This is a genomic window from Sphingomonas radicis, from assembly GCF_051400635.1.
GTDB lineage: Bacteria > Pseudomonadota > Alphaproteobacteria > Sphingomonadales > Sphingomonadaceae > Sphingomonas.
The window spans coordinates 199,656-222,832 of sequence record NZ_JBLFFG010000005.1 but is presented as its reverse complement, the minus strand read 5'-3'; the positions used below and the strand labels follow the sequence as shown (position 1 = coordinate 222,832).

17 protein-coding genes and 1 tRNA gene are annotated in these 23,177 nt (G+C 66.1%); 5 read left to right on the top strand and 13 right to left on the bottom strand.

What is annotated here, in order from left to right; all coding sequences use genetic code 11:
* Window positions 1–22: 22 nt before the first annotated feature.
* From ACMGDH_RS16615 to map, 4 genes are all read right to left on the bottom strand, one after another.
* Window positions 23–292: a RebB family R body protein gene (locus tag ACMGDH_RS16615; RefSeq protein ID WP_436829093.1), complete on the bottom strand. Its 270-nt coding sequence runs from the start codon at window positions 290–292 to the stop codon at window positions 23–25.
* A 191-nt stretch (window positions 293–483) separates the two neighbouring features.
* Complete coding sequence (gene glnA, locus ACMGDH_RS16610) at window positions 484–1,896, bottom strand: type I glutamate--ammonia ligase (RefSeq protein WP_436829092.1); 1,413 nt, start codon at window positions 1,894–1,896, stop codon at window positions 484–486.
* A 93-nt stretch (window positions 1,897–1,989) separates the two neighbouring features.
* Window positions 1,990–2,328: a P-II family nitrogen regulator gene (locus ACMGDH_RS16605; protein ID WP_436829091.1), complete on the bottom strand. Its 339-nt coding sequence runs from the start codon at window positions 2,326–2,328 to the stop codon at window positions 1,990–1,992.
* A gap of 176 nt (window positions 2,329–2,504) precedes the next feature.
* Entirely contained in the window at window positions 2,505–3,329 is an 825-nt protein-coding gene (gene map / locus ACMGDH_RS16600; RefSeq protein ID WP_436829090.1) for a type I methionyl aminopeptidase, read from the bottom strand.
* 72 nt (window positions 3,330–3,401) lie between these two features.
* Here map and ACMGDH_RS16595 point away from each other — a divergent pair, with 72 nt between their 5' ends.
* A complete protein-coding gene (locus ACMGDH_RS16595) occupies window positions 3,402–3,908 on the top strand; it encodes a GFA family protein (RefSeq protein ID WP_436829089.1) in 507 nt (168 codons plus the stop codon).
* Window positions 3,905–4,660, top strand: coding sequence for a competence/damage-inducible protein A (locus ACMGDH_RS16590; protein WP_436829088.1), 756 nt, complete (start codon window positions 3,905–3,907; stop codon window positions 4,658–4,660). Before ACMGDH_RS16595 ends, ACMGDH_RS16590 begins: the two co-directional genes overlap by 4 nt.
* Window positions 4,661–5,104: 444 nt before the next feature.
* Here ACMGDH_RS16590 and ACMGDH_RS16585 read toward each other — a convergent pair whose 3' ends face one another.
* From ACMGDH_RS16585 to ACMGDH_RS16565, 5 genes are all read right to left on the bottom strand, one after another.
* On the bottom strand, window positions 5,105–6,727 hold the full coding sequence (locus ACMGDH_RS16585) for a phytoene desaturase family protein (protein WP_436829087.1): 1,623 nt from the start codon (window positions 6,725–6,727) through the stop codon (window positions 5,105–5,107).
* A gap of 3 nt (window positions 6,728–6,730) precedes the next feature.
* Window positions 6,731–8,122, bottom strand: a complete 1,392-nt coding sequence (locus ACMGDH_RS16580) for a M20/M25/M40 family metallo-hydrolase (RefSeq protein WP_436829086.1) — start codon at window positions 8,120–8,122, stop codon at window positions 6,731–6,733.
* Between the two features lie 29 nt (window positions 8,123–8,151).
* A tRNA-Gly gene (locus ACMGDH_RS16575) sits at window positions 8,152–8,225 on the bottom strand.
* A 35-nt stretch (window positions 8,226–8,260) separates the two neighbouring features.
* Complete coding sequence (locus ACMGDH_RS16570) at window positions 8,261–9,754, bottom strand: MFS transporter (RefSeq protein ID WP_436829085.1); 1,494 nt, start codon at window positions 9,752–9,754, stop codon at window positions 8,261–8,263.
* Window positions 9,755–9,773: 19 nt separating this feature from the next.
* Window positions 9,774–10,805 (bottom strand): LacI family DNA-binding transcriptional regulator, encoded by a 1,032-nt coding sequence (locus ACMGDH_RS16565; RefSeq protein ID WP_436829084.1) that lies wholly within the window; start codon window positions 10,803–10,805, stop codon window positions 9,774–9,776.
* A 267-nt stretch (window positions 10,806–11,072) separates the two neighbouring features.
* Between ACMGDH_RS16565 and ACMGDH_RS16560 the strand changes: the two genes are divergently transcribed.
* Genes ACMGDH_RS16560 through ACMGDH_RS16550 form a run of 3 tightly spaced genes read left to right on the top strand, consistent with a single transcriptional unit; the run spans window position 11,073 to window position 17,397 of the window.
* Window positions 11,073–13,937: a TonB-dependent receptor gene (locus ACMGDH_RS16560; protein ID WP_436829083.1), complete on the top strand. Its 2,865-nt coding sequence runs from the start codon at window positions 11,073–11,075 to the stop codon at window positions 13,935–13,937.
* A 56-nt stretch (window positions 13,938–13,993) separates the two neighbouring features.
* A complete protein-coding gene (locus ACMGDH_RS16555) occupies window positions 13,994–15,784 on the top strand; it encodes an alpha-amylase family glycosyl hydrolase (RefSeq protein WP_436829082.1) in 1,791 nt (596 codons plus the stop codon).
* Complete coding sequence (locus ACMGDH_RS16550; protein ID WP_436829081.1) at window positions 15,781–17,397, top strand: alpha-amylase family glycosyl hydrolase; 1,617 nt, start codon at window positions 15,781–15,783, stop codon at window positions 17,395–17,397. The genes ACMGDH_RS16555 and ACMGDH_RS16550 overlap by 4 nt, the downstream gene beginning before the upstream one ends.
* Here ACMGDH_RS16550 and ACMGDH_RS16545 read toward each other — a convergent pair.
* The 4 genes from ACMGDH_RS16545 to ACMGDH_RS16530 are packed head-to-tail and all read right to left on the bottom strand — an operon-like array spanning window position 17,387 to window position 23,122.
* Complete coding sequence (locus ACMGDH_RS16545) at window positions 17,387–18,508, bottom strand: glycoside hydrolase family 130 protein (RefSeq protein WP_436829080.1); 1,122 nt, start codon at window positions 18,506–18,508, stop codon at window positions 17,387–17,389. The two genes, ACMGDH_RS16550 and ACMGDH_RS16545, sit on opposite strands and share 11 nt — an antisense overlap.
* Complete coding sequence (locus ACMGDH_RS16540; protein ID WP_436829079.1) at window positions 18,505–19,281, bottom strand: SDR family oxidoreductase; 777 nt, start codon at window positions 19,279–19,281, stop codon at window positions 18,505–18,507. The genes ACMGDH_RS16545 and ACMGDH_RS16540 overlap by 4 nt, the downstream gene beginning before the upstream one ends.
* 58 nt (window positions 19,282–19,339) lie before the next feature.
* On the bottom strand, window positions 19,340–21,577 hold the full coding sequence (locus ACMGDH_RS16535; RefSeq protein WP_436829078.1) for a hypothetical protein: 2,238 nt from the start codon (window positions 21,575–21,577) through the stop codon (window positions 19,340–19,342).
* A gap of 15 nt (window positions 21,578–21,592) precedes the next feature.
* The gene (locus ACMGDH_RS16530; protein WP_436829077.1) at window positions 21,593–23,122 is read right to left on the bottom strand and encodes an MFS transporter; all 1,530 of its coding nucleotides are present in this window, start codon (window positions 23,120–23,122) and stop codon (window positions 21,593–21,595) included.
* Window positions 23,123–23,177 lie beyond the last annotated feature (55 nt).

The window sequence follows — 23,177 nt, the reverse complement described above, 5'->3', positions numbered from 1 at the left end:
CGGCGATTGCGGGCGCGGCGGATTAGGAGGCGGGGGCGTCCTCGGTAACGATGCCCAGCGATGCCGTGTCGATCGAGAACAGCATCGATACGCCCATCGTCGTCGCGGCCTGCGCAGTGATATTGGCCTGCTGCTGCGCATTGGTGGCGTTGTGTGCGGCATTGGCGAGCGCTTGCGCCGTCGCCTGGTAGAGGTTGGCCATCGCGACGGCAGGGGCGTCGCCCAGCACCTTCGTGTTCGCCTGGGTTACCGAATCAGTGATCTGATCGTTGGTGGAAGTCGGAAAGGCCATTTATCCATCCCCCCTCAAAGTCCCCGATAGATCGGAAACGGATGAAAAATAGTCCAATTCGAATGAGGAGTCGAATCCGGGAATAATTCCATAATATTCAACGCAATGCCGCCCATTTTCTGGACGGCTGCAAGAAAAAAGGGCGTCCCGGCAATGCCGGAACGCCCCTTCGCCGGCGCGAAACCTATGGTTTACGCGCTGTAATACATGTCGTACTCGACCGGGCTCGGCGTCATTTCCCAGCGTGCGACGTCGCCGCGCTTGATCTCGATATACGCCTCGATCTGGTCCTTCGAGAAGACGTCGCCCTTGAGCAGGAAGTCCATGTCGGCTTCCAGGCTGTCGAGCGCTTCGCGGAGCGAACCGCACACCGTCGGCACCTCGGCCAGCTCGGCGGGGGGCAGGTCGTACAGGTTCTTGTCCATCGGATCGCCCGGATGGATCTTGTTCTGGATGCCGTCGAGGCCCGCCATCAGCAGCGCAGCATAGGCGAGGTACGGATTCGCCAGCGCATCCGGGAAGCGGAACTCGACGCGCTTCGCCTTGGTGCCCGCACCATAGGGGATGCGGCACGAGGCCGAGCGGTTGCGCGACGAATAGGCCAGCAGCACCGGCGCCTCATAGCCCGGCACCAGACGCTTGTAGCTGTTGGTGGTCGGGTTGGTGAAGGCGTTGAGCGCCTTGGCGTGCTTGATCACGCCGCCGATGAAATAGAGGCACATGTCGCTGAGCCCGGCATAGCCGTTTCCGGCGAACAGCGGGTTGCCCTTGTCCCAGATCGACATGTGGGTGTGCATGCCGCTGCCGTTATCTTCCTTGATCGGCTTGGGCATGAAGGTCGCGGTCTTGCCATAGGCATGCGCGACCTGGTGCACGACGTACTTGTAGATCTGCATGCGGTCGGCGGTCTGGACGAGCGTGCCGAAGGTCAGGCCCAGCTCGTGCTGCGCCGCGGCCACTTCGTGGTGGTGCTTGTCGCATGGCAGGCCCATCTCGAGCATCGTCGAGACCATCTCGCCGCGGATGTCGACGGCCGAGTCGACCGGCGCGACGGGGAAATAGCCGCCCTTGGCGCGCGGGCGGTGGCCCAGGTTGCCGCCCTCATATTCCTTGCCCGAATTGCCCGGCAGCTCGATGTCGTCGATCGCGTAATAGCTGGTCGCGTAGCTGTTCTCGAAGCGGACGTCGTCGAACATGAAGAACTCGGCTTCGGGGCCGACGTAAACCGTGTCGCCGATGCCGAGCGACTTGAGGTACGCTTCCGAGCGCTTGGCGGTCGAGCGCGGATCGCGGCTGTAGAGCTCGCCGGTCGAGGGCTCGACGATATCGCACACCAGGATGAGCATCGGAGTCGCCGAGAACGGATCGACCCACACCGCGTCGAGGTCCGGCTTCAGGATCATGTCGGACTCGTTGATCGCCTTCCAGCCCTCGATCGAGGAGCCGTCGAACATCAGGCCGTCGGTGAGTTCGTCCTCACCCAGCACGCTGGCGACCATCGTGAGGTGCTGCCACTTGCCCTTGGGATCGGTGAAGCGCAGGTCGATCCACTCGATCTCCTGGTCCTTCACCATCTTCAGGATGTCACTGGCCGAATTCGCCATTTCTCAAACCCTTTCGCTCTCTTTCGTGCGCCCGACGAATCGGGCAATAAAATTGCGTGCTCGCGGGGAGCCTTTGCACAATGTTGCGGCGCGTCAAATAGCGTTTTCGTTGCGCTCGCCGGTGCGGATGCGGAGTGCCGTCTCGACGGGGATGACGAAGATCTTGCCGTCGCCGATGCGCCCGGTCTGGGCGGCGGCGGCGATCGCCTCCACCACGCGGTCGGCCAGGCCGTCCTCGACGACCACCTCGAGCTTCACCTTGGGCAGGAAGTCGACGACATATTCGGCGCCGCGATAGAGCTCGGTATGGCCCTTCTGCCGCCCGAATCCCTTGGCTTCGGTGACGGTGATGCCGGACACGCCCACTTCGTGCAGCGCTTCCTTCACTTCATCGAGCTTGAACGGCTTGATGATGGCTTCGATCTTCTTCACGTCTTCCCCCAACAGGACAGAGGCACTCCCCGCTACCGCGCGTCTGGCAACAACCGTGCCAGAGCGAGTCTCCAGGGATTGCCTGCGGTCGCATGCCGCGCCGCGCTGCACAAGTGCCTAGCAAATGGGCAACGGCGGATGCGCTGCCTCATTCAAGTGCAGCCGGGGGCCAGGCTTCAATAGGGCGGGTGGTCGAGGCCCTTGGGGCTTTTGGTGAAGATCTCGCAGCCAGTCTCGGTGATGCCGATCGAATGCTCGAACTGCGCCGAAAGCGAGCGGTCACGCGTCACGGCGGTCCAGCCGTCGTCGAGCAGCTTCACGTCCGGCCGGCCGATGTTGATCATCGGCTCGACGGTGAAGAACATGCCGGGCCTCAGCTCGGGGCCGGTGCCGGGACGGCCGACATGGACCACCTCGGGCGCGTCGTGGAAGACCTGGCCGAGGCCATGCCCGCAGAAATCGCGGACGACGCCGTAGCGGTGCTTCTCGGCATGGTGCTGGATCGCGTGGCTGATGTCGCCCAGATGGTTGCCCGGCTTCGCCTGCTCGAGCCCGAGCATCAGGCATTCATAGGTGACGTCGACCAGCCGGCGCGCCTTGATCGGCACGTCGCCGACCAGATACATGCGGCTGGTGTCCCCGTGCCAGCCGCCGAGCATTGGCGTCACGTCGATGTTGACGATGTCGCCGTCCTTGAGCGTCCGCTCGGAGGGGATGCCGTGGCAGACGACATGGTTGATCGAGATACAGCAGCTGTGCGTGTAGCCGCGATAGCCCAGCGTCGCGGGCACGCCGCCGCCGTCGATCGTCATCGTGCGAACGATGTCGTCGAGCTCCGCGGTGGCCACTCCCGGCACGACATGCGGCACCAGCGCATCGAGAATCTCGGCGGCCAGCCGGCCCGCCTTGCGCATGCCTTCGAAGCCTGCGGGTCCGTGGAGCTTGATCGCGCCGTCGCGCGCCTGCGGCATGTCTTCGGTGACGGTGACATATTCGGTCATGGCTTGCGATATAGGGCGTCCGAGTCCAAGTGACGAGGGGCATATGGGTCTGGACCCTGGGGAGTTGGCGGAATGAGCGGCGCGACTCAGTTGCACGGCGGCTGCGCGTGCGGGACGGTGCGCTACCGGATCGAGGGCGAACCGATCTTCGTGAACAATTGCCATTGCAGGCTGTGCCAGCATCAGACCGGCTCGACTTCGGTCGTGAATGCATTCTTCGAAACCGATGCGATCACGCAGCTTTCGGGTGAGACGGTGCGCCATGTCGTCAAGACCGGCAGCGGCGGCGATCATGTGATCGTGCGATGCGCAACCTGCGGCATCGCGCTGTGGAGCCACTATCCGCGGCTGGGCGAGCTCGGCGCGGGGGTGCGTGTGGGGACGCTCGACGATCCCGCTGCGGTGCGGCCCGATGCGGCGATCTTCGTCGCCAGCCGGATGCCGTGGGTGACGCTGCCCGAAGGGATTCCGCATTTCGACACTGTCTATAATCCAGCCGAGCTGCTCCCGCCTGAGCGGATGGCCCGGCTCGGCGCGCTGATCGAGCGGCGCGCGGCGCAGCGGAGCGCCGCCGCGTGAGCGAGCGCATCTGGACCGCGGCACTGGTCGTAATCGGCGACGAGATCCTGTCGGGACGCACCCAGGACAGGAACGTCGCGCAGATCGCGAGCTGGCTCAACGTCCAGGGGATAAGGCTGGCCGAAGTGCGGATCGTCCCCGATGTCGAGCCGGCGATCGTCGAGGCAGTGAACGCGCTGCGGGCGCGCAACGACTATTGCTTCACCACCGGCGGGATCGGCCCCACGCATGACGACATCACCGTGGACGCGATTGCCGCGGCGCTCGGCGTACCGGTGGTGATCCATCCGCAGGCGCGCGCGGTGCTCGAACGCCATTACGAGACGCGCGGCGGGCTCACCGATGCGCGGCTCCGCATGGCGCGCGTGCCCGAGGGCGCCGAGCTGATCCCTAATCGCATGTCGGGCGCGCCGGGTATCCGCGTCGGCAATCTCTTTATCCTGGCGGGCGTGCCGCACATCGCCGCGGGCATGCTCGATGCGCTCACCGGCACGCTCGAAGGCGGGCAGCCGTTGGTCTCGCGCACGATCGGCGCCTGGGCGGCCGAGAGCGAAATCGCCGAGCTGCTCCGCGAAACCGAGCGCGTGCACCCCGGCGTCGCGATCGGCAGCTACCCCTTTTTCCGCGAAGGACGCACTGGCGCAAACTTCGTCGTCCGCGCGACCGACCCGGCGCTGGTCGAGCAATGCTCGGATGCGCTCGCGGCAGGGTTGCGCGAGAACGGGCTGGAGCCGGTGGCGGGCGGGATCTAGGCTCTCTCGCTGCTCGCGAATTGGCGTTCGCAAACGGTGGTTGGTCGCCGTTCTGTTGTCCCTCTCCCGCTTGCGGGAGAGGGAGGGAGCCGGCGCAGCCGGCGGAAGGGTGAGGGTGCGTGGTAGCCGCTGTGGCTCACTTCTACGCCGCACCCTCACCCAACCCTCTCCCGCAAGCGGGAGAGGGCTTTTGCGGTTGCCAGCAGGGCGAAAGCCACACCACAAATCCGCTGGCAAAATAGGATTTGATCTGCTTTTGTTCTGCTCGTGGGCAGGCAGCGGAAACCTCTTCGATCGCAGGGCGTCGCGTGGGTGGCGCGTGGCGGTAGCGTCACTGTCGCTTCGGCGGCGCTTCAGTGACGCGTCGCTGTCGCTTCGGCCGAAAAGGCGTTAGAGTGTCAACCGAGTGTCAACTTCCGAGCGGTCGGCGGCGGGGCGCCGCGGTCAGCGCCCGAGCAATCGCCCCATCAATCCACGGTCGCGCAATATCTCGCGCGCCGCATTGTGCCCCGGCGCCCCGGTCACGCCACCGCCCGGGTGCGTTCCCGATCCGCACATGTAGAGCCCGCGGATCGGCCCGCGATAGTCGCCGAAGCCGAGAATCGGGCGCGCTGCCCAGAGCTGGTCGAGCGACATGCGGCCGTGGAATATGTCGCCGTCCACCAGCCCGAACTTGCGTTCGAGGTCGAGCGGCGAGTGGATCTGGCGCGCGATCACCGATGCGCGGAAATTGGGTGCGTGCCGCGTCACCGTGTCGATGATCCGGTCGGCCGCCGCCTCGCGTTCGTCGTCCCAGTTCCGCGGGCTTCCGTCGGGATTCGGGGGCAGCTCGGGCGCGAACTGCTGGCAGAACAGGCTCGCGACGTGCGCGCCGGGCGGGGCAAGGCTGTCGTCGACGGTCGAGGGGATCGTCATCTCGACGATCGGCTCGCGCGACATGCCGAGCGCGCGGGCATCGTCGAACGCGCGGTCCATATAGTCGAGGCCCGGCGCGATGACGATCCCGGCGCGGTGATGCTCGCCGTCCTTGCCCGGCAGCACGGTGAAGTCGGGCAGCTCGGAAAGCGCGACGTTCATCCGGAAGGTGCCCGATCCCGCCTTGAACTGGCCTATGCGGCGGCGGAAACCGGCGTCGAGGTCGGCTTCGGCGACCAGCTTCCGATAGAGCAGCAGCGGCCCGACATTCGCCGCGACGATCGGCGCGGCGATCTCCTCGCCGCTCTCGAGCCGCACGCCCGTCGCCTTGCCGCCGTCGACCAGCACCTGCGCGACCGGCGCTTCCAGGCTGATCTCCACGCCTGCGTCGATGCACGCCGCCGTCATCGCCTGAGTGATCGCGCCCATGCCGCCCACCGCATGGCCCCACGCGCCCTTCTTGCCGTTCACTTCGCCGAACACATGGTGGAGCAGCACATAGGCCGATCCCGGCGTGCTCACCCCGGCATAATTGCCGACCACCGCATCGAAGGCGAAGGCGGTCTTGACTGCGTCGCTCTCGAACCAGCCGTCGAGGAACTCGCGTGCTGATCGGGCGAAGAGCGCGAGCATTTCCTGCTGAGTGCCGAGGTCGAGCCGCGCCAGCCGCCGGCCCTGCGCCGCGGCGGCGAGCAGGCTGCGGAGACCTCCGCCTGCATTGGGAGGGGTTTCGAGCGCAAGCCCGCGCAGCACCTCGGCGACGCGTTCGAGCGCGGCTTCATAGGCCGGAAACGCCTCGGCATCCCGTGCCGAGAAGCGCGCGAACTCCGCTTGCGTCCGCGCGGTGCCGCCGCCGAGCTTCAGATAATCACTCTCGAAGGGAAAGAAGTTGGAGATCGGACGCTCGATCACGCGGAAGCCGCGCTCGGCGAGCCGCATGTCGGCGATCACCTTGGGGCGGAGCAGGCTGACGGTGTAGCTGGCGATCGAGTTGCGGAAGCCGGGGTGGAACTCCTCGGTCACTGCCGCGCCCCCGACGATATGCCGCCGCTCGAGCACCCGTACCTTGAGGCCTGCCCTTGCCAGGTAAAAGGCGCAGACCAGCCCGTTGTGGCCGCCGCCGACGATCAGGGCGTCGTAGCGGCGGGCCATCGCCTATTTGGCCAGGTCGGTGAGGATCGCCTTGTAGAAGGTGATCGCAGGGCCGATCTCGCCCACCGGGATCCGCTCGTTGAGCCCGTGCGCGAAGCTGTCCGATGCCTTCATGAACAACGGGCTCACGCCATAGCTCGGCACGCCCTTGCCCCGGAACCACATCGAGTCGGTTGCGCCCGAGGACATCACCGGCACCACTGGCACGTCCGGGAAGCGCGCGTGCACTGCCCTGGTGATGACCTTCATCAGTTCGGGCCGAAGCGGCGAAGCGTCGCTCGGCACCGATCCGCTCTCGACCTTGGTGATCTTGACCGCAGCATCGCCGACAACTTCGGCGAGCTTGGCGCGCACCGCTTCGATCGGCGTGCCCGGGAAGATGCGGCAGTTGACGTTGGCGGTCGCGCGCTGCGGAAGCGCGTTCGTCGCATGGCCGGCGTTCACCATCGTCGCGACGCAGGTCGTGCCGGTCTGGCCGATATAATTGGGATCGGCGCGCAGGATCGCGCGCGCCTCCGAATCGTCCGGATTGGCGGCGAAGCGGCGCATCGCATCGGCCAGCCTGGGATCAGCGGATTTGGCAGCGGCCGCGGCCCAGCTCGCCTTGGTGATCTCGTTCACCTGCCCGGGAAACTCATGCGCGGCGACCTTCTCCAGCGCCGCCGCGAGCTGGTAGATCGCGTTGGCCTTGCGCGGCGCGCTGGAATGGCCGCCAGGATTGGTGACGCTCAGCTCGAAATCGGCATAGGTCTTCTCGGCGCCCTGAACGCCGAACATCATCGGGCGGCCGGACTCGTCGAGATCGCCGCCGCCGCCGTCGATGTTGAGCAGCAGCTCGGCATCGTGGAACTGATCGGAAAGCGCGGCAGTGGTCTTCATCCCCGTCTCTTCGTCGCCCGAGAAGAGCAGGAGGATGTCGCGCGCCGGCTTGAAGCCTTCGCGCTTCAACTGGATCACCGACGCGACGAAGGTAGAGAGGTCGAACTTGTTGTCGCTCGCGCCGCGGCCGAACAGATAGCCGTTCTCGACCACCGGAGTGAAAGGATCGCGCTCCCAGTCGGCCGGCTTGGCCTCGACCACGTCCATATGGCCGGAGATGAGAATGGGCTTTGCGCCGCTCTTGGCTTTGCCGGTGCCGCGGTAGCGCGCAACCAGATAGGCGGTGTCGCCGATCCGCTCGATCCGGACATCTGCGTCGGCGAAGCCGCCTGCGACCAGCGCCGATTTGAGATAGGCGGCATATTCCGGGGTCTGGTTGCCCGTCCCGGCTACGGTGCGGAAAGCGACGCCGCGCTTGAGCAGCTCGAGCGCCTGCGCCTCGGCCTGCGCATTGGTCTGGGCCTGCGCGGACCCGGCGGCGAGCGCCACTGCGAGGATTGCCGCAAGGTGGCGCATCGAATCTGCTCCGCTGATCAGGGGGAGAATGGAGCGGGCGAAGGGAATCGAACCCTCGTCGTAAGCTTGGGAAGCTTCTGCTCTACCATTGAGCTACGCCCGCGCAGGCCGCGGAAATCCTCGGTTTTGGAGGCGCTGTCAAGCGCTAGCGATGCGCTCGACCCGGCGCATCGCCAGCGCCGCGATCACCAGCGTTCCCGCGGCGAAGGCCATCGTCCAGATCGGCTCGCCCGGAAAGAACCGCTTCATGATCGACCCCATCACCGTCGCGACGAGCAGCTGAGGCACTACGACGAAGATGTTGAACAGCCCCATGTAAATGCCGAACTTCCTCTGCGGGAGCGAGGAGGCGAGGATGGCATAGGGCATCGCGAGGATCGAGGCCCAGGCGATTCCTATGCCGATCTCGCTCAGCAGCAGCCAGCGCGCGTCGGGCATTACGAAGAAGCTGGCATAGCCCGCTGCGCCGCACAGCAGCCCGATGATGTGCGTCCGCGCCTGGCCGATGCGCGCGGCGAGGAAGGGGAGCAGCGTGAGCGCTGCGAGCGCGGCGACGCCGTTGTAGGTGGCGAAGAGCACGTCGACCCAGTTGGCACCCCGCTGATAGGCCGGGCTCGCCGCATCGGGAGCGCCGTAGAAGTGCTGGGCGACGATCGGCGTCGTATTGATCCACATGATGAACAGCGCCGACCAGCTGAAGAACTGGACGACCGCAAGACGCTTCATGAGCAGCGGCATGCCGGAGAAATCGCCGACGATGCTGCTCAGCATGTTGGTGCCCGAACCTGCGCGGGCGAGGGCGATGCCCGCCGCGCTCGCCGCACCATAGCCGGCAAGCAGCGCCCCGAGCAGATAGACTTCCTTCTCGAGCGCGAGCGGGTGGACGGCGAGGATCACCAGCGCGCCCACGGCGATCCAGGCGATGCTGGAGCGGTAGCTGCGTGCCGCGAGCGCGTGAGCCGCTTCATCCTCGGCGGCGGTGATATTATCGAACGCCGCCATCTCGTCGGGGCTGTATTCGCGCGTCGTGAATACGGTCCACATCACCGCGAGGAACAGCGCTGCGCCTCCGAACCAGAAGGCGTAGCGCACCGTGTCGGGAATGGCGCCGGCTTCCGCGGCATTGGAGACGCCCAGGTGTTCGAGCACCCAGGGAAAGATCGAGCCTACGACTGCGCCTGCGCCGATGAAGGCAGTCTGCACCGCGTAACCCGTGGCGTGCTGGTCTTTCCGCAGCATGTCGCCGACGAAGGCGCGGAACGGCTCCATCGAGACGTTGAGCGAGGCGTCGAGCACCCACAACAGCGTCGCGGCAAAGAGCAGCGCGGGGGCGAGTGGCATTGCGAACAGCGAAAGCGCGGCGAGCAGTGCGCCCGCGACGAAATAGGGACGGCGGCGGCCGAGACGGCCGAGCCAGGTGCGGTCGCTCATATGCCCGATCACCGGCTGGACCAGCAGCCCGGTGAGCGGCGCCGCGATCCACAGCCAGGAAAGGTCGTCGATCTTAGCGCCGAAGGTCTGGAAGATGCGGCTCATGTTCGCGTTCTGGAGCGCGAACCCGATCTGGATGCCGAAGAACCCGAACGAGATGTTCCACAGCCCCGCGAAGGACTGGCGCGGCTTCTCGGTCATGAAATGCTCCAAGTTACTGTCAGGACCCGCAGGACCTGCGGACGACGAGCCTGGTGGGTAGAAGGGTGCTGGACACCGGCTCCTCGCGGATGCGGCCGATCAGCGTCTCCACGAGCTTGCGCCCGGCGAGCCGCGGGTCCTGCATCACCGTGGTGAGCGGCGGATTGGCGATGCTGGCGGCGGGGATGTCGTCGAAACCGACCACCGCGATATCCTCCGGCACGCGAAGCCCGGCAGCCTGGAGCGCTCGCATCGCGCCGATCGCGATCAGGTCGCTCGCAGCCGCGACTGCATCGAAGCGCTCGCCGCTCGCCATCAGTGCCTCGGCGGCGGCGGCGCCCGAATCCTCGGTGGTGATCGCGTCGAACTGGAGGCCGGGTCGGGGGATCACCCCCGCTTCCTTGAGCGCGGCGATATGCCCCCGGTAGCGGTCGTGGAACTCGGGATAGTGGCTGGAGGCGGTGCCGAGGAAGGCGATGTTGCGCCGCCCGAGCCGCAGCAGATGCCGCGTGGCTTCCTTCGCGCCGCCGTGATTGTCGCAGCCCACGGTGAGCCCGGCGGCTTCCGCCTGCACCGATCCCCAGCGGACGAAATGGGTGCCCGCATCCTTCAGCGCCTGAAGCCGTGTGCGATACAGCTCATAATCGCCATAGCCGAGCAGGATGATGCCATCGGCACGATGCGCGTCCTCATATTGGCTGTGCCAGTCGCTCGAGAGCTGCTGGAAGCTGATCAGCACGTCGTGCTCCAGTTCGGCGCTGGTGCGGATGATCGATCCCAGCATCGACAGGAAGAAGGGGTTGATCAGCGAATCGTCCGAGGTGGGGTCCTCGAAGAAGAGCAGCGCGAGCGTCTGCGAATGGCGCGTCCGCAGGTTCGAGGCTGCCTTGTCGACTTGGTAGTTGAGCTGCTTGGCGATCGATTCGATGCGCAGCCGCGTCGCCGGTTTGACGCCGGTCATTCCGCGCAGCGCGCGAGAGACCGTGGGCTGCGAGACCCCCGCCAGATGCGCAATGTCGAAAGATGTCGGCCTGCGCTGCATGCGCCCCATTCCTCCCGTACGTGCCGCTGTCTTCGCGGCATCGCATATTATGCAGGACAGCGCAGATCGCTCCTCCGGTCAACGCCGCTTGTGGTGCAAATGGGCCACTCCGGCAGCCTAACGGCATTGAATACGTATGTGGCCCGCTGGCGAGCGGACGGGGTTTCGCACGAATAGGCGACCAAGCGCACCGGGGGCATCGATGCGCAACAATGTCGCGCCAGCGATACGAACCGCCACCAGAGCGGAAAGGGCGCGAAATGAGGGAGAAGGAACTTGATCAGCATTTCGCGTCGCCGCACCGCCGTCCGCCTGAAACTCGGCGTGGGCGGACCGGCCCTGGTCGCAGCGCTTGCGCTCGTCGCTGCCGCACCGGCGCAAGCGCAGGACGCGCCGGCCGCCGAACAGCAGGACGGCGTTTCCCCGCAGGAACAGGACATCGTCATCACCGGTTTCCGGGCCTCGCTCGCCACCTCGGTCGCGACCAAGCGCAATTCCAACCAGATCGTTGAATCGGTTTCGGCCGAGGATATCGGCAAGCTGCCCGACAACTCGATCGCCGAGGCGATTGCGCGCCTGCCGGGTCTGACCGCGCAGCGCCTCGATGGGCGTGCGCAGGTGATCTCGGTGCGCGGACTTTCGCCCGACTTCGCTGCGACACTGCTCAACGGCCGCGAGCAGGTGACGACCGGCGACAACCGCGGTGTCGAGTTCGATCAATATCCTTCCGAGCTGATGGGCGCGGTCGACGTCTACAAGACGCCGTTCGCCGGGCTGATCGGCCAGGGTCTGTCGGGCACGATCAACCTTCGCACGATCCGCCCGCTGGATTACGGCAAGCGCGTGCTTTCGGCGAACGTGCGGGGCGAGATCGTCTCACCGGGCAAGCTCAATTCGGGGACCGGCGACAAGGGCTGGCGCGTCGCCGCGACCTATGTCGACCAGTTCGCGAACGACACGATCGGCGTCACACTGGGTGTCGCGCACCTGGATTCGCCGACCCAGTTCGAGCGCTTCAACAGCTGGGGCTATCCGGCGTTCGACACCAACAACGACACCTATGGCATTCGCAACACCCAGGGGACGCCGGATACCGGCGACGACACGTTCACGCCGCGCCCCGGCTATGAACAGGCCCAGGGCGCGCTGGTGATCGGCGGCGCCAAGCCCTATGTCCAGTCGACCGAGCTCGAGCGCACCGGCGTGATGGGCACGCTCGAGTTCCGCCCCGATCCGGGCCTCAAGATCACGCTCGACGGCTATTATTCCAAGTTCCGCGACGAGCAGACGCTGCGCGGGATCGAGTTCCCTCTTTACTGGGGCAATGCGATCCTCGCGCCCGGAGCGACCGTGACGGACGGGGTCATCACCGAGGGCACCTGGACCAATGTGAAGGGCGTGGTGCGCAATGACGCCAATCTGCGCGAAGCCGACCTCTATTCCGCCGGCGCCAACATCAACTACGAGACCGGCGGCTGGACCTTCGACGGCGACGTCAGCTACTCGCGCGTCGACCGCGAGGACAAGGTGCTCGAAACCTATTCGGGCACTTCGCGCGGACCGGGGAACGGGCCCTATGATACGCTCGGCTTCAGCACCACCGAGGAAGGCACCTATCGGTTCGATCCGACCCTCGACTATGCCGATCCGCTCACCATCCTGCTGACCAGCCCGCAGAGCTGGGGCGGGGACAACACTCCGGGCGGGCAGGACGGCTTCCTCAATAACCCGAGGATCACCGACGAGCTGCTCGCCTTCCGCGGCCGGGTGACCCGCGATTTCGGCGAGAACGGAGGCCGCGTAGAGTTCGGTGCCAATTACACCACGCGCGACAAGGGGCTCGACCTCAACCGCTGGTATCTGGGGCTCAAGGCGAACGCCGAGGATCCCGCCCACGCGACGAGCGTGCCGATCCCGGGCGACCAGCTGCTCGATCCGACCGGGCTCGATTTCCTCGGCATCCCGGGGATGGTCAGCTACGATCCGCTCGGACTCGCCTATAGCGGTATCTACAACTTCAATCCCGCCACCGACGCCAACCTCTACGCCTTCGGCTGGACGGTGAGCGAAGACGTGCTCACCGGCTATGCGCGCTACGACATCGACTATGAGATGGCCAACGGCGGCTCGCTGAGCGGCAATGTGGGCGTCCAGGTTGTGAAGGTGGACCAGTGGTCCAACGGGCTCGCGGCCAGCGGGTCGCCAGTCGCGGTGATTACCGACGTTTCGGATGGAGTCAGCTACACCCATCTGCTGCCGAGCATGAACCTCGTCGCGCGGCTCGGCGACGGCTTCACGGTGCGCTTCGGCGCGGCGCGGCAGATGGCGCGGCCGCGGATGGACCAGATGCGGGCGTCGATCAATTTCAGCTACGACGCAGCCCGCGCCGGCAACACCAACATCAACTTCTCGCCGTGGAGCGGAACGGGCGGCAACCCGCGCCTGCGGCCGTGGCTGGCTGACTCGGTCGACGTCTCGATCGAGAAATATTTCGGCCGGGACAGCTATGTCGCGCTGGCCGGCTATTACAAATATCTCGAAACCTACATCTATTCGCAGAGCCTGGTGTACGACTTCACCGGCTTCCCGGTCACCAGCGGCCCCGAACCGGCAATGCGTGAAGGCATCGTGAGCATCTTCGCGAACGGGAGTGGCGGACGCCTCTATGGCGCGGAAGCTTCGTTCGCCTTCTCGTTCGCCAATGTCGCGAATGCGCTAGACGGCTTCGGCCTGCTCGGCAGCGCTTCCTACACCCAGAGCAGCATCACCCCCGATCCGGCCAACCCGGCGCAGCCGCTACCGGGGTTGTCGGACTGGGTGGCGAGCGGCACGGCCTATTTCGAGAAGAACGGTTTCTCGGCCCGCGGAAGCGTGCGCTATCGCTCCAGTTTCCTTGCCGAACTCAGCGGCGTCGGCACCGAACGCATCCAGCGGCTGGCGCGTGGCGAGACGATCGTCGATGCGCAGGTCGGTTACGAGTTCCAGGGCGGACCGCTCAAGGGGCTGGGGGTGCTGCTCCAGGCGCAGAACCTCACCGACGAGCCGTTCAGCACGCACGATGCCGCCAATGACGCGCTGACGATCGACTATCAGCGTTACGGCGTCCGCTATCTGCTCGGCCTGAGCTACCGCCTCTGGTAACCACCATGCGTCCCCGCCGCCGGGAGCGGCGGGGACGCCCCCAGGAGTTTGCGCGCATGAAGAAGCTCGGGGTCCTGCTGGCCGCGACACTGATCGCCACGCCTGCCGCCGCGCAGTCGTTCCGCGATCGTCTGCCCGAGGACGAGGTTCTCTATTTTCTGCTGCCCGACCGGTTCGAGAACGGCGATCCCGCGAACGATCGCGGCGGGCTGACCGGCGATAGGCTCAAGACCGGCTATGACCCCACCGCCAAGGGTTTCTACCACGGCGGCGATCTCAAGGGGCTGATCGGGCGGCTCGACTATATCCAGGCGCTCGGTGCGACTGCGATCTGGGTAGGTCCGATCTTCAAGAACAAGCCGGTGCAGGGCCCTGCCGGGCAGGAATCGGCGGGCTATCACGGCTATTGGATCACCGATTTCACGCAAGTCGATCCGCATTTCGGCACCAATGCGGACTTCAAGGCGCTCGTCGATGCCGCGCACGCCAAGGGCATCAAGGTCTATATGGACATCATCGTCAACCATACGGCGGACGTGATTCAGTATCGCGAGTGTGGCGACTGCAGCTATCGCTCGCGCGCGGAATATCCGTACAGCCGCAAGGGAGGCGTGAAGGGCGAGCCGATCAACCCGGGCTTCCTGGGCGACGGCGTTCGCACCACGGAGAATTTCGCGCGGCTGACGCGCCCCGACGCCGCCTACACGCCCTTCGTGCCCGAGGCAGAGAAGGAGGTGAAGGTCCCCGCCTGGCTCAACGATCCGATCTATTACCACAACCGCGGCAACTCGAGCTTCGCGGGCGAGAGCTCGACGATGGGCGATTTTGTCGGGCTCGACGACGTGATGACCGAGAATCCGCGCGTGGTGGCGGGAATGATCGAAATCTTCGGCGACTGGATCGCGCGCTACAAGGTCGACGGCTTCCGGATCGACACCGCGCGTCACGTCGAGTCCGAGTTCTGGCAGGCATTCGTGCCCGCGATGCTCGAACGTGCGCGAGCGAGCGGCGTGCCCAATTTCCACATCTTCGGCGAAGTGGCGGACCCAAATACGTCCGCGCTCGCGCGGCACACGCGCGTCGACAAGCTGCCGACGGTGCTCGACTTCGGCTTCGCCAAGGCCGTGAACGATGTCGTCTCGGGCAAGGCAGGGACTGACGCGCTGGCGAAGCTCTTCGCGGCGGACGCGCTCTACGAAGGCGGCGAGGCGACCGCACGGCGCAATCCGACCTTCATCGGCAACCACGATCAGGGCCGAACAGCCACCTTCATCCGCGCCGCCAACCCCAATGCGAGCGCCGACGAACTGCTCGATCGCGACATGCTGGGGCACGCGATGCTCCTGCTGTTGCGCGGCGTGCCGACGATCTATTCGGGCGACGAGCAGGGTTTCGTCGGCGACGGCAACGATCAGGACGCACGCGAGGACATGTTCCCCAGTCGCGTCGCGATCTACAACGACAACAAGCTGCTGGGGACGACGCGGACCACCGCGGAGTCCAACTTCGATATCGCGCACCCCCTGTTCCGTGAGATCGCCACGCTCGCTCGGCTGCGGCGCGCGCATCCGGCGCTCACGCGCGGGCGGCAGGTCGTCCGCTTCGCGAGCGACAAGCCGGGGCTGTTCGCCGTCTCGCGCTTCGATCCCGCGACCGGCGCTGAATATCTGATCGCCTTCAACAGCGCGCCCACGCCGTGGAGCGGCCACATCGAGGTGGAGGCAGGGGCCTCCGCATTCACTTCGCTCGCGGGGCAATGTCCCGCCGCGGCTGCCGCGCCGGGCAGCCTCCAGCTTTCGCTTACCGCCTTCGGCTATGCCGTCTGCGGCGCCGGAGCCGCCAAATGAACGAGTTGCTTGCCAGTGCCCGGCGTACCCGCGCCCGCGAATGGTGGCGCGGCGCCGTCACCTACCAGATCTACCCCCGCAGCTTCGCGGATTCGAACGGCGACGGGATCGGCGACCTAGCCGGGATCACGGCGAAGCTGGACTATGTCGCCTCGCTCGGAGTCGATTGCGTCTGGCTTTCGCCCTTCTTCACCTCGCCGATGCGCGACTTCGGCTACGACGTGGCCGATTTCTGCGGAGTCGACCCGATCTTCGGCACAGTCGCGGATTTCGACGCACTGGTGGTGCGCGCGCACGCGCTCGGCCTCAGGGTCATCATCGATCAGGTCTATTCGCACAGCTCGGACCAGCACCCCTGGTTTCAGGAGAGCCGTACCGACCGGACCAATCCCAAGGCCGACTGGTATGTCTGGGCCGATGCGAAGCCCGACGGTTCGCCGCCCAACAACTGGCAATCAGTGTTCGGCGGCCCCGCCTGGACCTGGGACGCGCGGCGGGGGCAATATTATCTGCACAATTTCCTGCGCGAGCAGCCCGATCTCAATTTCCACAACCCGGAGGTGCAGGACGCGGCGCTGGCGGCGGCACGCTTCTGGCTCGATCGTGGGGTGGATGGATTCCGGCTCGATGCGATCAACTTCACGATGCACGATCCCGAGCTGCGCGATAACCCGCCCGCGCCGGATACGGGGGCGCCGCGCACCCGGCCGTTCGACTTCCAGCAGCACATCTACAACCAGAGCCACACGGACATCCCGCGCTTCCTGGAGAAGCTGCGCGCGCTCGCCGACGGCTATGGCGAGCGCTTCCTCGTGGCCGAGGTCGGCGGCCCCGCCCCCGAGCCCGAGATGCACCTGTTCACCGCAGGCGAGACGCGGCTCAACAGCGCCTATGGCTTCAACTTCCTCTACGCCGATCGGCTGACGCCCGCGCTGGTCCGCGACGCGGTGGCCGGCTGGCCGTGCGTGCAGGGGGTCGGATGGCCGAGCTGGGCGTTCGAGAACCACGACGCGCCGCGCGCGATCTCGCGCTGGGTGACACCCGAGCAGCGCGACGCCTTCGCCCGGATAAAGATGCTGCTGCTCCTGACGCTGAGGGGCAACGCATTCCTTTACTACGGCGAGGAGCTCGGGTTGACCCAGGTCGATATCGGCTTCGAGCACCTGCAGGACCCCGAAGCGATCGCCAATTGGCCGCTGACGCTGAGCCGCGACGGCGCGCGCACGCCGATGCCTTGGCGTTCCGACGCACCGCAACTGGGGTTCACCAGCGGCAGGCCGTGGCTTCCCGTGGGGCCTGACCATCGGACGCTGGCGGTCGACCGGCAGGCCGGTGACCCGGATTCGCTGCTCAATCTCACGCGGCGATTGATCGCCTTTCGCCATGCCAATCCGGCGCTGATGGCCGGAGATATCGCGATCCTCCATGCCGACGAGCAGCTGCTCGTGTTCCGACGCGAGAGCGAGGATCAGGCGCTATCGTGCGCGTTCAATTTCGGCGCCGAGCCCGTGGTGCTGCCGCCTGCGATGCGGGAGGGGAGCGTGATCGAGGCAGTGAACGGCGCGACGGCGGAACAGCTCCCGGCGTTCGGCGCGGTGGTGATCACTCCGTGAATACGCGCTTGGGAATGTGGGTAATCCGGCAGGCGAGATCCGCTTCCCCGCTCGCCACGATATAGTGATCGCCAGCATCGACGATGCCGGTGGTGAAGACCACGTCGCGGACGTACATCCTGTCCTCGAGCGGGCGCGTCAGCTCCGGATTGGCCTCGAGCAGGGGCGTATGCTCGGTGCGGATCATGCGCGCCGGATCGTCGCGATCGAGGATCGACCAATAGGTGCGATAGATGCCAACGATCTCCTTGGGCTCCACGCCGTGCCACAGCGTCAGCCAGCCCTGATCGGTGAGGATCGGGGGTGTGCCGCCGCCCATGCGCGCGGTGGCGATCGTGTCGGCATGCGGGCGGATGCCCGGTCCGGGATGCGGCTTCCAGTGGCGCGCATCGGGCGAAGTGGCGAGGTTGATCGAAGGGCCTGCGCGCCATTCGCTGCCAGGGGGATAGGTGAAATACAAATCGCCGAGCGGACGAGTCTGGGCCCAGTAGCGCCCCTCGATCCGCCCTTCGAAGATCAGCATGTCCTTGTTCTGGTGATCGAGGACGATGTCCTCGAACCGCCAGTCGAGCCCGTTGTCCGAGCTGTAGAGCGTAGTCGAATGCCGCTCCGGGCTCACCGAACAGCTGGTCATCAACCAGCGATCCCCGATCTTTGAAACGCGCGCATCCTCGACGCCGTAGCATTGGAAGCTCGCGTGCGGCGCAACGGCGCGGTCGTAGTGGATCGCCACCAGCTCGAGCCCGTCCGGCGAGAGCTCGACCGGCAGTATCCAGGAAAGCGAAGTGAGCGCCATCACCTTCCACCGCCCGCCGCGGATCAGGAACTTGCGCGGATCCGCGGTGTCGACCAGCTCGAGCGGCCAGGCATCGAGCACATAGCCGCCCTCCTGCCATCGGATCGCATGGACATGGCCGTCGAAGATCGGCTGCCGCAGCGCCTCGGCGATGCGAACCATCATCAGCAGATTGCCGCCCGGCAGCCGCGTCAGACCCGGATTGAAGGCGCCGAGCACATAGGTTTCGACGTCGAGGTGCCCCGCTAGCGGCGAGCGCGAGAGATCGACGTCATCGGGCCCGAAGACAAGCCGGTCGACAGGAAAGGGACTCATTCGGCGATGCGTGGCTCGACGCGCATCAGCGATACGACCGTGCGGCGCGGCTGAGTGAGCATGAAGTGCGCGGCCGCGGCTATGTCCTCGGCGCGGAGCATCTCGGCCTTGTCGATCATCTCGCGCTGCTTTTCGACCGGAATGTCGGGTAGCTGCATGTCCGAGCCGGTCAGGCCCGGCTCGATATTGCCGACCTTGATATCCTTCTCCGCCAGTTCCTTGCGCAGCGCCTCGGCAAAAGCCTGCACGCCGGTCTTGGTGGCGGTATAGACAGTCGACGTAGCCTCGCGCGAGTTGGCCGACATCGAGCCGATGAAGACGATATCGCCACCCGGGCCCATACGGTCGAGCGCGGCCTTGGCCACGGTCATGTGCGAAGTGAGGTTGGTGTCGACGGTGTAGCGGATGTCCTTGGCGTCGGTATCGGCGAGGCCCTCGGCGGGCAGGCCGGCATTGATCACGGCGATGTCGATGCCGCCCAGGAAGCGCTCGCCTTCGGAGACGAAGCGCTCGACGCCTTCCTGCGTGGCCAGGTCGACGTTCACTCCGCCGCCGTCGCCGACTTCGCGGATGCGTTCGAGCGCATCCTCCAGATGCTCCGGGGTGCGCCCGCAGACGAAGACCTTGGCGCCCTCGGATGCGAGCAGCACGGCGATCGCCCGCCCGATGCCGGTGGTTCCGCCGCTCACGATCACGCGTCGCCCGGCGAGGCTCGGCTGCTCGGTATGTGCGTCGGCGAGGTCGCGGACGGGCGGTTCTGCCAGATCGGTCATGGGTTTCTCTCCGTTGGATGTCGCCGACTCCAAGGATCGGAAGGCGCTTAGGTTCCCTTCACCAAGCAAGGCCGATGCGCCCATCTGCCGGGACGAAATATTCCACGCGCTCCGCCTCCTCGGAATAGGGTTCGATCTGCTCGTCCTTTGCCGTGGTGACGGTGAATGCCGGGAGCTTCGCACGGCCGGTGCGGATCAGGCTGAGCCGGGCCAGGCAACCTTCGCCACCGCTCAGCTGGAAGCTCAGCGCCCGGTCGGCCGGGCGTTCGCTCGCGACTAGGAAATGATCGCAGAAGATGCGGAACGGCGCGTCGCGGACCGTGTGGAAGGCGCGGCTGGCGAAAATGAACGCCGCGCCGGCACCATAGATCTCTTGGCCGACCTGCCCCGCCTGCTGCCCGTCGACATACAGATCCTCGACGGGGAAGCAGAGATTGCGGTCCACATAGCTGTTGCGCGATTTATCGGCGATGGCTTCGGGGGGGAGCGCATCGGGATAGTAGAACCACGCACGATCGAGTGCGTAGCGGCAATATTCGGAGAGGAGCATCCGCACGCCGGGATCCAGGTCCGGGCCGCTGTCCTTCAGGAAGCGCTCGAAGGCGGCGAAGCTGTCGAAACACTCGTACATCGCCATGTAGGGCGCGTCGTGCAGTGCGGTCACGCCCAGGAAGTTGCGATAGTGCTTCGCCAGGCCGATGTCGGATTCCCACAGCGCGACATTGTGGAAGAAGCTCGCGACATAGACGTAACTCTGGCGCAGATACGACTCTTCGTTGGTGATCCGCCACAGCCGGAGGCACGCCGCAGCGCCCCAGGCGGTCAGGTTCGCCTGATAGTTCAGATTGAAGCGCATGCCCTGCGTCGCGTCGATCGCCGCGCGCGCCTCGTCGAGGAAGCGCTTGTCGTCGGTGAGCTCGAAGGCCTGGAGCATCACATAGGCATAGATGCCGCCCACGTCGGTCTGGCCGAGCCCCTGTTCGTCGCGCGAAGCGGTGATCACCGAGAAATCGGTGATCTTGTATTGGATCGGCCAGACGTAATCGAAGTGATGCGCGGCCTCGATGCCGAAGTCGATCGAATCCATGAACAGCCGGGCGGCCTGCTTGTCGCCGTCGATCGCCAGGCGGCCGAGGTTGAGCATCGGGTGGTAGAGATACCAGCTGTCGACTGCGTCCTTGTCCTTGTCCTTGCCGACATTGGGGAGGTAGCGCCGGATCGTGCGGAGCTTGGGATCATAGAATTTGCGCAGGCCGCGCTTGAACTCGGCGAACAGCGGGATGTTCTTCCCGGTCCAGGCTTCATAGTCGCGGATCGCGGCGAGTACCGAGAGCTGGACCATCGAATCCGGATATTCGGTGGCGGTGTAGGGGTGGATGTAGCGGAAGCCATAGTGGCGGATCGTCGCCTCGGGGGCCTTGTCTAGATCGTGCAGCGTGCGTTCGGCGCGCGCCACCCATTCGCGATAGTCGGTGGGTGGCTGGTCGATGCGGCGGTAGATCGCGCCGAGCAGCGATAGATAGCGTCGCGCCATTTCGGGTTCGTCGCCGTCTGCGTCGCGGTGGAAAGCAAGACAGGCATCGGCGACGACGATCTCCTCGCCTTCGGGAAGCGGATCGAGCGGCGGCTTGCCCTTCTGAGAGGCGGTGGGCGGCAGATAGCCGATCTCGGGCCACTCGCCGCCCACCGCGCCGTCGGGCTTCGTGCCGGTTGCAGCGAAATAGGGGTTCAGGGTGGTGAAGTTCTGGAAATAGAGAACGCTGCCGAACTGGGGCTTGGCGAGCCGGAAATAGCTGATGCCCGCGTTCATTCCGCGCTGCGCCGCTTCCACCGTGCCGATGGCGCCAGCGGGATCGTCGTGACCGTCGAGCGGGTAGAGATCGCGCGCGAGGAACGGGATGAGCAGCGGCGTTGCCGGCGTCAGGCGCGCGGTGACGCGCAGGACCGGAACATCGCCCTCGTGAAGACGGAACACGACGACATGGCGGCCCATCGTCGAGGTGAATTCGACGCGCAGCGCTTCGCCTTCCCCGGCTGGACGGATCCGAACGCCGGAGCAGCCGCCGATGGCGTGAGCGGCACGCAGCGCCAGCCCGCCGTGCCCGGGCCGCCGGATGAGGGCCCAGAGCGCATCGCCCCCCGCGCGCACTTCGATGCGGAGGTCGCCGAGTTCGAGCTCGGCCACTTCGGCCATCGTGCCGGAGCGCAGCTCTTCGCGGAGCAGGAGGACGTGAAAGCTGACACCGGGGAGCTTGCCGGCTCCGGTGCGCGTGGGAAGCGGTTCGATGTCGGCCATGAGGGCACAACCGTGCTAGACGGGAATCGTTTCGAGCTCCGCCCGAATTCGCCGGCGCTGGAGCCGAAGGAAGCGCGCGCGGACTTCGGCGTCCCGCAGCAGCGTCGCGGGGAGATAGGTGAGGGTGCGCAGCCCCGCGACGGTGGAGACGTTGCGCGCGGTCCGCCGCGTCTGGTGGATCACCTGCTGGATCATCTCGCTCCGCTTGATCTCGCCCTTCTCACGCACCAGCGTGAGACGGTGGATGGCGTAGAGGCCGAGCGCGCCGGCAATCAGGAAATAGAAGTCCCATTGCGAGAGGCGGAGCGGCGAGACGATCGCCACCCCCTCCGGGCTCGTCCAGCGCAGTAGCAGCTCGAACTGCCGCGCCGCGAAGAAGTCGGCGAAGGCGCCCCCGAGGATCGGCGCGATCCCCGCCGCGACCGCGGTCGCCAGACCCGCGGTCGCGACATAGGCAGTCGACTGGCCCTTGGGCGAGAGCTTGAGCGCGATGCTGGTGGTCGCGAGCGTCGCGCCTGCGATCGCCGAGCCCATGAACAGGTGCAGCACCACCAGGTAAGCGACCAACCATGGCCCATGCTCCATCTGCGAGGCGCCGATCATCGCGACGATGCAGGCGATGTAGGTGGGAGCGGCGACGAGCAGCACCGACTTGTTCGCGAACCGGTCGGCCAGTGCCCCCCAGTTGCGAAGCGCTACCAGGTTCGCGAGCTGGCTCACCACGCTCAGAACCATGACGAAGGTCATGTCGAAGCCGAGCTGGCGGACGATGAACACGGTGAAGAAAGGCGTCGCGAGGTTGATCGAGAACTGCCAGCTCGCGAGGAAGATGGTGAGGCGGCGGAAGTTGCGGTCGGCGAAAGGTTCGCGCAGTAGCTCGACCAGCCCGAGCTGCGTTTCCGGCCGCGGCGGCATCGCAGGCTCCGGGACGCGCGAGGTGAGCCAGGCGCTCACCAGCCCCGCGAGGAATCCCAGACCGTAGAGCACGCCGAAGATCACGCTGCGCCAGTTCGAACCTTCCTCGGTGCGATCGAGCACGACCGCCGCGGCGATACCGGCGACGAGGCTGATCGCAGCGGCATAGGCAGTGCGGCGGGCGAAGACCCATCCGAGCCGGTCCTCGGGCGCCAGATCGCGCATCCAGGCATTCCAGGCGCAGCTTCCCACGGCGCTCATGCTGCAAAGCACGAGCTGGGCGAGCACGAGGGCGGCGATTCCCATCTCGGCCGGGAGGAACGGCGCGAGCGCCATCAAAGCCATCATCACCCGGCCGGCGAGGCCGCCCGCAACCGATATGAGCTTGCGCTTGCGCAGGCGTTCTACGAGCAGGATCGCCGGCGCCTGGAGCAGCTGGCCGAGAAAGGGCGCGCTCGCCAGCACGCCGATCACCAGGTTCGATGCGCCGAGGTGCATTGCCAGCGCAGTCAGGATCACGCCGCTGGTGAGCGCCGTGGCGGCGCTGGCAAAGGCGCCCTCGGTGACGACCTGGCGAAGCGCCTGGTCTCGCTCGGAATCGCTCACGCTATGTTGCGGCTGGAGCGTCATTGCCTCACTCTTGTTGTGAGCGGGGGAATGGCTCCGGCGCGCGACTGGTTCCAAT